16 protein-coding genes are annotated in these 14,250 nt (G+C 31.4%); all 16 read left to right on the top strand.

Annotated elements, in window-relative coordinates; genetic code table 11:
• Window positions 1-112 precede the first annotated feature (112 nt).
• Window positions 113-586, top strand: coding sequence for a transcription elongation factor GreA (gene greA / locus I6I93_RS01970; protein ID WP_070702145.1), 474 nt, complete (start codon window positions 113-115; stop codon window positions 584-586).
• Between the two features lie 43 nt (window positions 587-629).
• Window positions 630-2,519 (top strand): lysine--tRNA ligase, encoded by a 1,890-nt coding sequence (gene lysS, locus I6I93_RS01965; protein WP_172605492.1) that lies wholly within the window; start codon window positions 630-632, stop codon window positions 2,517-2,519.
• A 63-nt stretch (window positions 2,520-2,582) separates the two neighbouring features.
• Window positions 2,583-2,864: a CD1845 family protein gene (locus tag I6I93_RS01960; RefSeq protein WP_001267200.1), complete on the top strand. Its 282-nt coding sequence runs from the start codon at window positions 2,583-2,585 to the stop codon at window positions 2,862-2,864.
• Between the two features lie 83 nt (window positions 2,865-2,947).
• On the top strand, window positions 2,948-3,721 hold the full coding sequence (locus I6I93_RS01955) for a replication initiator protein A (RefSeq protein WP_006700833.1): 774 nt from the start codon (window positions 2,948-2,950) through the stop codon (window positions 3,719-3,721).
• On the top strand, window positions 3,718-4,545 hold the full coding sequence (locus tag I6I93_RS01950) for an ATP-binding protein (RefSeq protein WP_112890539.1): 828 nt from the start codon (window positions 3,718-3,720) through the stop codon (window positions 4,543-4,545). Before I6I93_RS01955 ends, I6I93_RS01950 begins: the two co-directional genes overlap by 4 nt.
• Window positions 4,538-5,023, top strand: a complete 486-nt coding sequence (locus I6I93_RS01945) for a PcfB family protein (protein ID WP_112890538.1) — start codon at window positions 4,538-4,540, stop codon at window positions 5,021-5,023. Before I6I93_RS01950 ends, I6I93_RS01945 begins: the two co-directional genes overlap by 8 nt.
• Window positions 5,020-5,754 (top strand): BRO family protein, encoded by a 735-nt coding sequence (locus I6I93_RS01940; RefSeq protein WP_112890537.1) that lies wholly within the window; start codon window positions 5,020-5,022, stop codon window positions 5,752-5,754. Before I6I93_RS01945 ends, I6I93_RS01940 begins: the two co-directional genes overlap by 4 nt.
• Entirely contained in the window at window positions 5,747-7,537 is a 1,791-nt protein-coding gene (locus tag I6I93_RS01935) for a VirD4-like conjugal transfer protein, CD1115 family (protein ID WP_112890536.1), read from the top strand. The genes I6I93_RS01940 and I6I93_RS01935 overlap by 8 nt, the downstream gene beginning before the upstream one ends.
• 61 nt (window positions 7,538-7,598) lie before the next feature.
• The gene (locus I6I93_RS01930; protein ID WP_001258251.1) at window positions 7,599-8,135 is read left to right on the top strand and encodes a ClbS/DfsB family four-helix bundle protein; all 537 of its coding nucleotides are present in this window, start codon (window positions 7,599-7,601) and stop codon (window positions 8,133-8,135) included.
• A gap of 17 nt (window positions 8,136-8,152) precedes the next feature.
• Window positions 8,153-9,622 carry a PIN-like domain-containing protein gene (locus tag I6I93_RS01925; RefSeq protein ID WP_112890535.1) on the top strand — a complete coding sequence of 490 codons (1,470 nt, stop codon included), beginning with the start codon at window positions 8,153-8,155 and terminating at the stop codon, window positions 9,620-9,622.
• 195 nt (window positions 9,623-9,817) lie between these two features.
• Window positions 9,818-10,129: a single-stranded DNA-binding protein gene (locus I6I93_RS01920; protein WP_112890534.1), complete on the top strand. Its 312-nt coding sequence runs from the start codon at window positions 9,818-9,820 to the stop codon at window positions 10,127-10,129.
• A 1-nt stretch (window position 10,130) separates the two neighbouring features.
• Window positions 10,131-10,346, top strand: coding sequence for a Maff2 family mobile element protein (locus tag I6I93_RS01915; protein ID WP_000394204.1), 216 nt, complete (start codon window positions 10,131-10,133; stop codon window positions 10,344-10,346).
• A 10-nt stretch (window positions 10,347-10,356) separates the two neighbouring features.
• Complete coding sequence (locus I6I93_RS01910; RefSeq protein WP_072469068.1) at window positions 10,357-11,220, top strand: VirB6/TrbL-like conjugal transfer protein, CD1112 family; 864 nt, start codon at window positions 10,357-10,359, stop codon at window positions 11,218-11,220.
• A gap of 9 nt (window positions 11,221-11,229) precedes the next feature.
• A complete protein-coding gene (locus tag I6I93_RS01905) occupies window positions 11,230-11,520 on the top strand; it encodes a hypothetical protein (protein ID WP_112890533.1) in 291 nt (96 codons plus the stop codon).
• A 1-nt stretch (window position 11,521) separates the two neighbouring features.
• Window positions 11,522-11,932, top strand: coding sequence for a PrgI family protein (locus I6I93_RS01900; RefSeq protein WP_112890532.1), 411 nt, complete (start codon window positions 11,522-11,524; stop codon window positions 11,930-11,932).
• Window positions 11,823-14,246 carry a VirB4-like conjugal transfer ATPase, CD1110 family gene (locus tag I6I93_RS01895; protein WP_112890531.1) on the top strand — a complete coding sequence of 808 codons (2,424 nt, stop codon included), beginning with the start codon at window positions 11,823-11,825 and terminating at the stop codon, window positions 14,244-14,246. The genes I6I93_RS01900 and I6I93_RS01895 overlap by 110 nt, the downstream gene beginning before the upstream one ends.
• Window positions 14,247-14,250 lie beyond the last annotated feature (4 nt).

The raw sequence follows: 14,250 nt of genomic DNA, 5'->3' as shown, positions 1-14,250 counted from the left end.
TACTTAATCTTCTTGACATTTAGCCACCTTTAAATTATAATAGCCTAGATTAAAAGGTTTTGTGAAAGGCGGCTCACGCCTTATTTTTTATATAATTGAGGGAGAGAGAATTTTGGAAAAAGATATATTTTTTACACCGGAAGGTCTAGAAAAAATCGAAAATGAAATTGAGTATTTAAAAACAGTTAGAAGAAAAGAAGTTTCTGAAAGAATTAAGGTAGCTCTTGGCTATGGAGACCTTTCTGAAAACTCTGAATATGACGAAGCAAAAAACGAACAAGCACAAGTTGAAGAGAGAATCGCTAAACTTGAAATGATGGTTCGTAATGCTAAAATTATAGATGAAAAAGATTTAAATACAGACGTTGTTAACATTGGATCAAGTGTAAAAGTTAGAGAACTTGACACAATGGAAGAAGACGAGTACACAATTGTTGGTTCAGCAGAAGCAGACCCACTAGAAGGAAAAATTTCTAACGAATCACCAGTAGGCTCAAAACTTATTGGCAACCGTGTTGGCGATGTTGTTGAAGTTGAAGTTCCAGATGGAATTATTAAGTACGAAATTTGTGGAATAACTATTTAGGAGGCAGTTTGTGAAGAAAACAGAAGATGCAAATCTAAATGAAATGCTTTTGTTAAAGAGACAAAAGCTTGAAGAATTAAAAAATGAAGGCAAGGACCCCTTTGTCCATGAAACTTATGATGTAACTGCACACTCAGTTGGAATCAAGGAAGAATTCAACGAAGCAGACGAAAGAGAAGTTTCTATTGCTGGACGTATTATGAGCAAGAGACGTCACGGAAAAATTTGCTTCCTAGACCTTAGAGATTCAGAAGGAAGTATCCAAGTTTTTGCAAGAAAAGATGTCCTTGAAGAAAAATACGAAGACGTTAAGGGCATTGACATTGGAGATATTGTTGGAGTTAAGGGAATTGTATTCAAGACAGAAGCTGGTGAAATTACAGTTCGTGCAACTGATATAAGCCTACTTTCTAAATCACTACAAATCCTTCCAGAAAAATTCCACGGACTTAAGGACCCAGACCTAAGATACAGACAAAGATATGTTGACTTAATTGTAAATCCTGAAGTTAAGGATGTATTTATTAAGAGAAATAAAATCATCAAGAAGATTAGAGAATTCTTAGACAATAAGGACTTCCTAGAAGTTGAAACACCAATCCTTGGTACAGTAGCAGGTGGTGCAAACGCAAGACCTTTCTACACTCATCACAACACTCTTGATATTGATATGCAACTGAGAATTGCAAACGAACTTTTCCTAAAGAGACTAATTGTTGGTGGCTTTGACAAGGTTTATGAAATGGGCAAGATGTTTAGAAATGAAGGTATGGACACTAAGCATAATCCTGAATTTACAAACATTGAACTTTACCAAGCCTATGCTGACTACGAAGAAATGATGAGAATCACTGAAGATCTATTTGAATACGTAGCACTTGAAGTTCTTGGAACAGATACAATTAACTACCAAGGCACAGAAATTTGTCTAAAGGCACCTTGGAAGAGAATCACAATGATTGATGCAGTCAAAAAATATGCTGATGTTGACTTCAATGAAATTGATACAGATGAAAAGGCAAGAGAAGTTGCAAGAGAAAAGGGACTTGATGTAAATGACAATGATACTTGGGGCAAGCTTCTTTCAGAAATGTTTGAAGAATTCTGTGAAGAACACCTTGTTGAACCAACATTTGTAATTGGTCACCCAGTAGATGTATCCCCACTTGCAAAGAGAAACCCTGAGGACCCAAGACTTACACAAAGGTTTGAAGCCTTTATTAACACTTGGGAATTTGCCAATGCCTTCTCAGAGCTTAATGACCCAATAGATCAAAGAGAAAGATTTGAAGCTCAAGTTGCAGAAAAGGCAGCAGGAGATGACGAAGCTCATCCAATGGACTCAGACTTTATTAACGCAATTGAAGTTGGTCTTCCACCAACAGGTGGACTTGGAATTGGTGTAGACAGGATGATTGTCCTTCTTACTGATCAACCAAGCATTAGGGACGTACTTCTATTCCCAACAATGAAGCCAATAGGCTTAGAAAAGGCAGAAAATGGGGGTTTGTCAAAAGAAACTTACGAAACTTACGACAAACTTACGACAGAAGAAATTGACCTTTCAAAAGTGAAAGTTGAACCATTATTTGAAGATATGGTAGACTTTGAAACTTTCTCAAAATCTGATTTTAGAGTTGTAAAGGTTAAAAACTGCGAAGAAGTTCCTAAGTCAAAAAAACTTTTGAAATTTACATTAGATGATGGTTCTGAAAAAGAAAGAGTTATTTTATCTGGTATTAAGGAATATTACAGCGCAGAGAGCTTAATTGGAAAGACACTACTTGCAATTTGTAATCTTCCTCCTCGTAAGATGATGGGAATCGACTCAGAAGGTATGATTATATCTGCAATTTGTGAGTATGACGGTGAAGAAAAACTTAACTTAATAATGCTGGATGATAATATTCCAGCAGGATCAAAATTATATTAAAGGACACGCTAATTATGAAACTGGGGTTTGTTATGAATCCCAGTTTAATTTTTAGGAGTATGTATGAGATGGATAATTAGAATAATTTTATTACCGATAAGATTAGTGTTGAGTTTGCTCATAGCTTTTTTAACCTTCATATTAAGTTTGAGTACTGCGTTGTTAAGCGTAGTTTCTACTTTGATTTTTATAATTGGAATAGCTAGCATTTTTCAAGGAGACAAGCAAATTGTAATTGAAGCACTAATATTAGCATTTTTATTTAGTCCATTTGGATTACCTAAATTAGGTATATATGTTATTGGATTATTAGAATTATTAAACTATACAATAAAATCAATTTGAAGAAAAATAAATATAAGACAACCGTAGACGATAGAAAGCAATAATTCTGTCGTCTTTTTTTATTTTAAAGAGAGGAGGTAGGAATGAATTTTGATTATTTTTATAATAGGCAATCTGAGATGTATAACTTCATTAGGTTACCTATGGTATTAATGGAAGATGAGATTTTTGAGAGCATTTCTATTGAAGCTAAAGTTTTGTATTCATATATGCTTAATCGAATGGGTCTTTCATATAAAAATGGCTGGATAGATGAAGATGGAAAAGTCTTTATTTACTACACAATGGATGCTATTAAAGAGCAATTTAACTGTGCTAATGATAAAGCCTTAAAGATTATAAATGAGCTTGATATAAAATCAGGAATTGGATTGATAGAAAAGAAAAGACAAGGACTTGGAAAACCAAATAGGATATATGTTAAAGATTTTATGAGTGTTTTCTCCGATTCAAATAATAGAAATCCAGATTTCCGAAAAGCAGAAGTCCAGACTTCCGATAATCGGAATTCAAGAACTCCTAATAACAGACTTCAAGATTTCCGAAAATCGGAAGGTAACTATAACAATATTAGTAATAATGAGTTAAGAAAGAATGATTTTAGTAAGGGACAAAAGCCTTATGGAATATATAAAAACATATTTTTGACTGATGAAGAATACAAGGACTTAACAAATGAGTTAGGAAGTAGAATTAGTGACTACATTGATAGGTTGTCGTCATATATGAAAGCAAATAACAGAGTGTATCAAGATCACAAGGCAACGATAATCAATTGGTATCTTAATGATCAGGCAAAAAACATTAATGATAATACAACAAGGAAAATGAATTACGATATAGGAGAGAGTTTATGAAGAACTTAAAAGATTTTGTATTAAGAGAAAATGATATTGAAAGAAATGGACATATTTATTGTAAGGTATGTGATAAAAGAGTCGATGGAGAATTACTTGACCTTGGCTTTACAAAGTTTATTCCAAGAATTAAATGTGAATGTGAAATAAAAAGAGATAAGGAAAATGAAGAAAGAGAAAGACTAATGAAAATATCATCGCTAAAAAGAGATTGTTTCTCATCGCCACTCCAACACCAATATAATTTTGAGAGATTCTTAAATGAAAAAGGTCAAGCTTACAAGGTTGCTTACAATTATGCTAAAAGTTTTGAACAAATGAAGGAAGACAATGTTGGACTTTTATTTTATGGAGATGTTGGCAGTGGAAAGACTTATCTTGCTTGTTCTATTGCAAATGAATTAATTGAAAGAGAACAAGTTAAAGTTAAGATTATGAATTTATCTCAGGTTATAAATCAAATACAAAAATCAGCATTTAAGCTAGATTCAAATGAAATAATAAGTAACCTCTCTAATATTCCATTGTTAATCTTAGATGACCTTGGAATTGAAAGGGATACATCTTATGCAAGAGAACAAGTATATAACATTATAAACTCAAGATACTTAAAGGGTAGGCCGACAATTTTTACTACAAACTTATCATTGGAAATTATTCAAAATCCTAATATTGAACTTGAGTATCAGAGGATATATTCAAGAATACTTGAAATGACAATACCAGTTAAAGTTACGGGAGAAGATTTTAGAAGAAAAATTCATCAAGAGAAGTTAAGAAAATACAAAGAGTTACTTTTATATGGAGGTGGAATAGATGATTAATGAAGAAGTATCAAGGTCAAGTCTTAATCTTGAAGTAAGACTTGCAAAAGCAACAAGTAAAGCAATTCTTGATGCCTTAAAGAAAGTTCACAAGCAAATAGAAGAACAAGGAGGTTTGAAAAATGTAATAAAAAATAATGGAGAAGAAGTAAAACTAAAAGATATGGTTAAAAAGGGACAGTTAGAAGAAATTAATCTAAAGGATCCTGAGTTAAAAGAACTAAAGAAAATTTTAAATAAACACGGAGTGAAGTTTTCTGTTATGAAAGATAAGGAAACTGGAAACCACTCTGTGTTTTTTCAATCTAAGGATATAAAAGTAATGGAACATGCCTTTAAAAAAGCAGTTAAGGGTTCTGAAAGAAAGGCCGATAGAAAAGATTCAATAACGAAGACAATAAATAAGTTTAAAGATATGGCTAAGGACACCATCAGCAAAGATAAAGTTAAAAATAAACATAAGGAGCAAAGCTTATGATAAGTAATTTAAAAACATTTGAAAATAAGAATTTTGGAAAACTCACTGTTATAGAAAAAGACGGTGAGTTTTTCTTTATAGCAAATGAAGTAGCAACTATGTTAGGATATGTCAATCCGAGGAAAGCTATTTATGACCATGTAGATGAGGAAGATAAGGGTGTAACGAAATGGAACACCCCTGGAGGAATACAGAATATTTCAATAATTAATGAGTCAGGATTGTATTCACTTATCCTTTCATCAAAACTACCACAAGCAAAAATATTCAAAGCTTGGGTAACGAGAGAAGTCTTACCAAGTATTAGAAAGAATGGAGGATATATAGTAGGTCAAGAAAAGAAAACCAATGAAGAGTTACTTGCAGATGCAATTTTAGTAGCCAATAGAATTATTGCTGAAAGAGAAGAAGAGATTGACGAATTAAGACCAAAGGCAGACTATTATGACAAACTAGTAGATTATAACCTACTTACAAACTTTAGAAATACTGCCAAAGAGTTAGGAATACCACAAAACCAATTTATAAGTTTTCTAATGGATAAGGGATTAATTTACAGAGATAAGAAAAAGAAACTCTTACCTTATGCAGATAAGAACAAGGGATACTTTGAAGTGAAAGAATGGGTTGATCCACTAGGTACACTTGTAGGAATACAAACATTTATAACACCAAAGGGAAGACACTACCTACTAATTCTATTAGATAGTGAAGGTTTCTACGATGAATAAGGTATTAGAAGCCATTCTTTCTGATATTAAAAACTTAATTAAAATAGACAACCCAAAGAAATTTATATTATCAAACATTCTTTATCTATCATTCTTCTACATTGGAAATATCTTTTCTAAGCACATCAATTCTTATGTTGGAGGAGATATTGTTGATAGAATAATGGTGGGAATTTCTGACATAGGAACTTTATCTTATATACCAAGCCTTAAGCCAAGGGACTTATTAGTAGGTATTTCAGTTGCTGCCCTTGTTAAGTTAATTGTTTATAGTAAAGGTAAAAACAAAAAGAAATACAGGCAAGGTAAAGAGTATGGATCTGCAAGATGGGGAGAAAGTAAGGATATTGCTCCATATATTGACCCTAAGTTTGAAAATAATGTTCTTATAACTAATACTGAAAGACTTACAATGAACTCAAGACCTAAAAACCCTAAATACGCTAGAAATAAAAATGTATTAGTAATAGGTGGTTCTGGATCAGGTAAAACAAGATTTTATGTCAAGCCAAATCTAATGCAAATGCACTCTTCCTATGTAGTAACAGACCCTAAGGGGACACTTGTGTTAGAGTGTGGGAAAATGCTTTATGAAAATGGTTACGACATAAAGATTTTAAACACAATAAACTTCAAAAAGTCTATGAAATACAATCCCTTTGCATATTTGAGAAGTGAAAAAGATATTTTAAAGCTTGTCCAAACTATAATTGCAAATACTAAGGGAGATGGAGAAAAGGCAGGAGAAGATTTCTGGGTAAAGGCTGAAAAGTTATATTACACTGCTCTTATTGGGTATATTTATTATGAAGCACCTGAAGAAGAAAAGAACTTTAAGACACTTTTGGATATGATTGACGCAAGTGAGGTTAGAGAAGATGACGAAACCTATATGAACCCAATTGATAGGCTCTTTGAAGCTCTTGAAAAGAAAGACCCAAGTCATTTCGCAGTTAAGCAATACAAGAAATATAAGCTGGCAGCAGGAAAAACTGCCAAGTCAATTTTAATATCATGTGGAGCAAGACTTGCACCCTTTGATATAAGAGAGCTTAGAGAACTAATGAGCGAAGATGAACTAGAACTCGATAAAATTGGAGATAGGAAAACTGCCTTGTTTGTAATAATATCAGATACAGATGATACATTTAATTTTGTAGTTTCAATAATGTATTCTCAATTATTTAATCTACTTTGTGATAAGGCAGATGATGTGTATGGTGGAAGACTTCCAGTTCATGTTAGGTGTCTACTTGATGAGTTTGCAAATATAGGCTTAATTCCAAAATTTGAAAAACTAATAGCGACAATTCGTTCAAGAGAAATATCAGCAAGTATAATACTGCAAGCACAATCTCAATTAAAAGCAATCTATAAGGACCATGCAGATACAATAGTTGGTAACTGCGACTCTACACTCTTTTTAGGAGGAAAAGAAAAAACAACAGTAAAAGAGTTATCAGAAACCTTAGGAAAAGAAACCATAGACCTATATAACACATCAGAAACAAGATCCAATCAAAAATCTTTTGGTCTAAATTACCAAAAAACTGGCAAGGAACTAATGAGCCAAGATGAAATAACTGTAATGGATGGCGGTAAGTGTATATACCAGCTAAGAGGAGTAAGACCTTTTCTATCTGATAAATTTGATATTACAAAGCATAAGAATTACAAGTTGTTGGAAGATTATGATAAGAAGAACTTGTTTGATGTGGAAGAGTATTTAACAAATAGAGATAAAATAAAAATAAACAGGAACAGTTTGATTACAAGATTATGAATTAAGCCTAGGATAAAAATATTTTTGGTATAATATCTATATAAACCATGGAGGTAGGCATATGAGGTCTTATGAAAGTAAGGAAGAATTAAAAAATGAGATAAAGAAAACTTTTGGAAAATATATTTCAGAGTTTGATAATATCCCAGAAGAATTAAAAGATAAAAGAGTAGATCAAGTTGATAGGACACCAGCTGAAAATCTTGCCTATCAAGTAGGTTGGACAACTTTAGTTTTGAAATGGGAAGAAGATGAAAAAAAAGGAATTGAGGTTAAAACGCCATCTGACAAATTTAAGTGGAATCAACTTGGAGAATTGTATCAATGGTTTACAGATACCTATGCTCATAAATCGTTAAAGGAATTAAAAGAACAACTATCACAGAATATAGAAGATATTTACTCTTTGATAGATAATCTTACAGAGGAAGAATTATTTAAACCACATATGAGAAAATGGGCAGATGAAGCAACAAAAACTGCAACTTGGGAAGTATATAAATTTATCCATGTAAATACAGTAGCACCATTTGGAACATTTAGGACTAAGATTAGAAAATGGAAAAAACTTAATAATTTTGTGAATGTAATTAAATAATAAGGTTGGTGCTTTAATTGAATTATGAAAAATTTAAAAAAATAATAAATAGAAAAACCTCTATAATAGTATTAGATACAAATGTAATACTTGACTTAGCTCGATATTCATTATACAGTAGCAAAAACATATTAGAAATTTTCAAGGAGTGTAAGGATTTAATATGGATTCCGAATCAAGTGTATAAAGAATTTAATAAAAATAAATATAGCGTATTCGGACAATTGAAAAAAAAGTATCAAAATTTTGAAAAAGATTTACTAAGAGTAATTGAAAGGAGTCAAAAAAATTTAGAGAGTGTCTTGATTAAATCATCTAAATATAATTATTTTGGAAGAAAAAATTTGGAGAATGATTTAAATAACAAGTTAGTTGAATTAAAACGAATAATCAAATCTTATAAAAATAGTGTTGGTATTGAATATGATGAAATAACAACAGATTCTCCTGAAATAATTAAAGATATAGATAATCTTATTTCATATTTAGAAAAAAATAATAGGATAGGTAATAGGATAAGGTTTAGTGAACAATTAAAAATTATTAGAGAGGGTGAACTTAGGTATAAATATAAAATTCCGCCTGGATATGAGGACATTAATAAAGATGGAGTTGAAAAATTTGGAGATTTATTTGTTTGGAAAGAGATATTAGATTTACCAGTTGAAAAATCAGTAAAAGATATTATTTTTATTACGAATGATATAAAAGAAGACTGGTGGAGTAAGGATAGTCAAGATAATTTAGTAGTTCACGATAAATTATTAAGTGAATTTAAAGAAAAAAATCCAAATGTAAATATTGAATTTTTAACAACAGGAATGTTTCAGAATTTCGCTTCAAAAGTATATGATAGATATGATTTTAATGTTTATGTAGATTTAAATAGAAAAGATGTGTCATATGTAGAAAGAGTAAAACAAGATATTTCTAATGATATAGTTGACAGTATTTATAATAACAACTATTATTATCTAGAATCGTATGTTATTGGAAGTGAGGGTATTGAAGAATTAGATATAAATAATTGTGAATTCAATGAGATATTAGATACTTATGAAGAGTTTACAGACGAGATTGTTAGTATAACTTATGAGCTAGAATATTTAATAAATTTAAGTTGTGTATCCTTTGATTATTGGGGACGTGATGATGATACAAAAGAAGTCATACAATCACCACCAATAGAACAAGAATTTAGTGGAAGTGTCATAGTTAATGTCACAAGATTAATTAATAAAGATGATATCGAAGAAGATTCTTTTTATATTAATAATGATAAAGAATATACAGATATTGAAATAATTGAAATTCAGATAGATCAAGATTCTATAAACAAAAATGAAGAAGACTACGATGACTCTTATTTAGAAGAGGAGAATTACAATAATGATTATGCATTTATTTGCTCTAAATGTGGAAAGGGATTTAAGGATAGGCGAGAAGATGTAGGTGGTATTTGTCGAGATTGTTCATTTAATGATTAATAATATAGGATATTTTATTAAAGCAGTAATTATAAAGTTTACTGCTTTTTTTATACTCAAAATTAGGAGGTTAAGATGTTAAGGATAAGAGCTCCTACTTAGAACAATTTAATAAGGAATAATGTATAGCGATTGGAAATAAATAGATCCAGTCGCTTTTTTAATTGAAATTTATAGATTAAGGAGAAGAAATCAATGGATAGAGAAATGATAAATATTAATGCAAATTTAGTTAAGGAAGCTGAATTTTCAGAATTTGAAAAAGATGAAGAAAGTGTTCAAGTAGCTAATTTTGCTCTTGTAAAAAAATATGGAAAAGGCAAAGAATATACAAATTGTTCAGTATATGGAGAAAAGGTAGAAATTGCAAAAGAATTTGAAAAAGGAGATCTAATCCATGTCTTTGGATATTTCAAAGAAAACAAAAAAGGAGATAAGGTCTACAAGAATTTTATAGTTAAATCACTAAACAAAATAGAAAATAAGAAAGAAAACGAGGAGGAATAATATGGAATTTTTTACAGCTGGAGTTGGAGTTTTAAAGACACTTGTAACTGCAATTGGTGCAGGTTTAGGAGCATGGGGAGTTATTAACTTAATGGAAGGTTATGGTAATGATAACCCTGGTGCTAAATCTCAAGGTATTAAGCAGCTTATGGCTGGTGGGGGAATTGTACTAATCGGTATCAAATTAATTCCACTACTTGCAAATGCTTTAAATTAGGAGAAAGTCTATGTTTGGTATCTTTGACAAGCTAACTGAATTTTTTAAGGATATGCTACTCGGAGGTATCAAAGCAAATCTTGAGTCCATGTTCTTAGATATAAATGACAAGGTAGGAGTTATTGCAACTGATGTTGGGAAGACACCAATGGGTTGGAATGGAGAAGTATATAACTTTATAAAAAACATTAATGATAATGTAATTGTTCCAATAGCAGGTCTTATCATAACAGCAGTTTTATGTATTGAACTCATAAATATGGTTATGCAAAAGAATAATATGCATGATACAGATACTTTTGAGTTTTTCAAATACATTATAAAGATGTTTATAGCAGTCTACCTTGCAAGCCATGCCTTTGAATTTTCAATGGCAGTCTTTGATGTGGCACAAAATCTTGTAAACAAAGCGGCAGGGGTAATCACTACTTCTGCCACTGTTTCAGGAGATCAGATAGTTGCAATGGTTGATACATTAAAAGAAAAAGATGTTGGTGCATTAATAATGATATTAGTTGAAACAAGCCTTGTAAGGATTGCAATTCAATGTATATCTTTAACTATTACCTTAATAGTATATGGGCGTATGTTTGAAATATATGTCTACTCATCAGTATCATCCATACCATTTGCGACTATGGGAAATAAAGAATGGGGTCAGATTGGAACAAATTATATCAAGGGACTTTTTGCCTTGGGGCTACAAGGTTTGTTTTTGATGGTATGTTTAGGTATCTACACCGTTTTAATAAGGACGGTACAGATTACAGATATTCACAAAAGCTTGTTTAGTATATTAGGATATGCTCTACTACTTGGACTTATGATGTTTAAGAGTGGAACAGTTGCAAAAAGTATTATGAATACGCACTAGGAGGAATAAATGTTAAAAAAGAAAAATTGTGCTTTATTGGGATTTGGAATTTTATTGGGAGGAACTTATGAGATCTTAAAAGAGAAAAGAAGAAATGAAGAAATTAGAAACTTGAAGAGGAGAATAAATAGACTCGGAAGATGTCACAATGAATTTGTTATGTATCAAGGAGAATACAATGACAGAAATGAAGAAAAACAAGAAGAATTAGAAGAAAGAATTAGCTACCTAGAAGAAGAAACAACATCTAATTATGACCATATACTTGAACTTTCCAAAGAAGAAGTAAAGGGAGATTAAAATGGCGTATGTACCAATACCAAAAGATTTGGATAAGATTAAAACAAAGGTTGCCTTTAACTTAACCAAAAGACAACTTATAGGTTTTTCTGTGGCAGGAATAATTGGCATACCAACTTATATATTTATGAAGAAATATCTACCTAATGATGTTTCTATTATTGTAATGCTAATGGTAACCCTGCCAATCTTTTTTATAACCTTATATGAAAAAGACACCTTAACTTTTGAAAAATATTTTAAATTTTTCTATCTTCATAAATTTTATCAACCAGCTAAGAGAATAAGAAAGGAGGCATACCTTGAAGCAAAGAAAAAAGCAAATCAGCGACTTAAATCTAAGGGAAAAACAATTAAAAAAAGACCGAAAGGAAGTAAGAAGGCTAAAAACAAAGAAAGATCCAACAAATAGTCTTCGAAGTGTACTTTTAAAGAAAGAGAAAAAGAGATTTACTGTTGAGGATACAATTCCATATATAAGAATGTTACCAGAGGGCATTTGCCAGTTAGATGAAAAAAATTATTCAAAGACAATTTCATTTCAAGATATAAATTACCAGTTGGCATTGGAAGAAGATAGAGATTTAATCTTTAACCAATTTGCCAACTTTTTAAATTCTTTTGATCCAAGTGTCCACATTGAACTTTCATATGTAAATCAATTAGGAAGAAATAGAGACCTACAAGATGCAATTAAAATTGCTGATAAGGGAGACTTCTATGACGATGTAAGAAAAGAGTTTAGGGAGATGTTAAAGCTTCAACTTGCAAAGGGAAATAACGGACTTAAAAAGATGAAGTATATAACCTTTACCACAGAAGCTGATAACCTAGAGCAAGCAAGAGCAAAGTTAAATAGACTTGAAGTGGATATTTTATCTAACTTTAAATCTATGGGAGTAAGAGCAGAGAGCCTTGATGGCGAAGAAAGACTAAGACTCGTTCATGATATGTTAAATCCAGACAAAAACTTTGATTTTTCATATAAGGATTTGAAGAAGAAAGAGTCTACAAAGTCACATATAACTCCCAATATCTTTAATTTTGCACCAGCAAATAATTTTAAATTTGGGAAATTCATTGGAGCAGTAAGTCATTTTCAAATACTTGCAAGCGAGTTATCAGACAGAATGTTATCTGAGTTTTTAGATATTGATGACAATATTTATGTAGCTTTTCATATAGATGTAGTTGAACAAGCAGAAGCTATTAAACTCATTAAGAGAAAAAATACAGATCTAGATAGAATGAAAATTGAAGAACAAAAGAAAGCAGTTCGAGCAGGATATGATATGGATATTATCCCTTCAGATATAAATACTTTTGGGGCTGATGTTAAGTCCATGTTATCTGACTTACAGAATAGAGATGAAAGGCTCTTTGTAGTTACCATAGTAATGATGAATTTTTCTAGGACTAATCAAAAGTTAGAAAACACTATTGCTCAAATCTCATCAATTGCTAACAGACATAATTGTCAGGTAAAAAGATTATCTCACCAACAAGAGCAAGGACTTGTTTCTGTCCTACCTCTAGGAGTTAACCAAGTCGAAATAAAAAGATTTTTAACTTCATCATCAACGGCAGTTTTTATGCCTTTTACAACAGAAGAGCTATTTATTGATTCGGCAAATTCTTTGTACTATGGATTAAATGCCCTTAGCCAAAACTTGATTATGGCAGATAGGAAGAAACTAAAGAACCCTAACGGACTAATATTAGGAACACCAGGTTCTGGTAAATCTTTCTCGGCAAAAAGAGAGATGGCAAATGCAATTCTTGTCACAGATGATGATGTAATTATTTGTGATCCTGAAGGCGAGTATTCAAACCTTGTAAAACAATTTAATGGAGAAGTTATTAAAGTTTCGGCAAAATCAAAGGACTATCTAAATCCATTAGATATTAATATGAACTATGGAGATGGGGACGCACCTTTAAAGGATAAGGCGAACTTCATAATGTCTATGCTTGAACTTGTAGTAGGAGGATCTGGTCTTACTGCTGCAGAAAAATCTGTTATAGATAGGTGTTTACCAAAGATATACCAAAAATATTTTGAAGACCCCAAACCAGAAAATATGCCTATATTAGGAGATTTATACGATATGCTCCTATCCCAAGAAGAGGGAGTTGGCAGAAAACTAGCAACAGAAATGGAAATTTATGTTAAGGGAAGTCTTAATGTATTTAATAATAGGTCAAATGTTGATCTAAATAGGCAATTGCTCTGTTTTGATATAAAAGAGCTAGGAACACAACTTAAAAAAATAGGTATGCTTGTAATTCAAGACCAGGTTTGGAACAAGGTTTCCCTTAATAGAGGAAGCAAGTCTACAAGATACTATATAGATGAGTTCCACCTTTTATTAAAAGACCCACAAACTGCTTCATATTCAGTAGAAATCTGGAAAAGATTTAGAAAATGGGGAGGTATTCCAACAGGTATAACTCAAAACGTAAAAGACCTTTTAACAAGTCAGGAAATTGAAAATATCTTTGACAATACAGACTTTGTTCTAATGTTAAATCAAGCATCTGGAGATAGAGATATTCTTGCTAAGAAATTAAAAATATCGCCTTATCAGTTAAACTATATTACTAATTCAAACGCAGGTGAGGGACTCTTATTCTTCGGAAATACCATTGTTCCATTTATAGACAAATTCCCTAAAGACACCATGCTATATAAGCTAATGACAACAAAACCAGAAGAAGCTAAGTAGGTGT

The sequence above is a fragment of the Peptoniphilus harei genome (genome assembly GCF_016726485.1).
In the GTDB taxonomy this organism is placed as follows: domain Bacteria; phylum Bacillota; class Clostridia; order Tissierellales; family Peptoniphilaceae; genus Peptoniphilus_A; species Peptoniphilus_A harei.
This window is presented reverse-complemented; position numbering and strand designations above follow the sequence as displayed.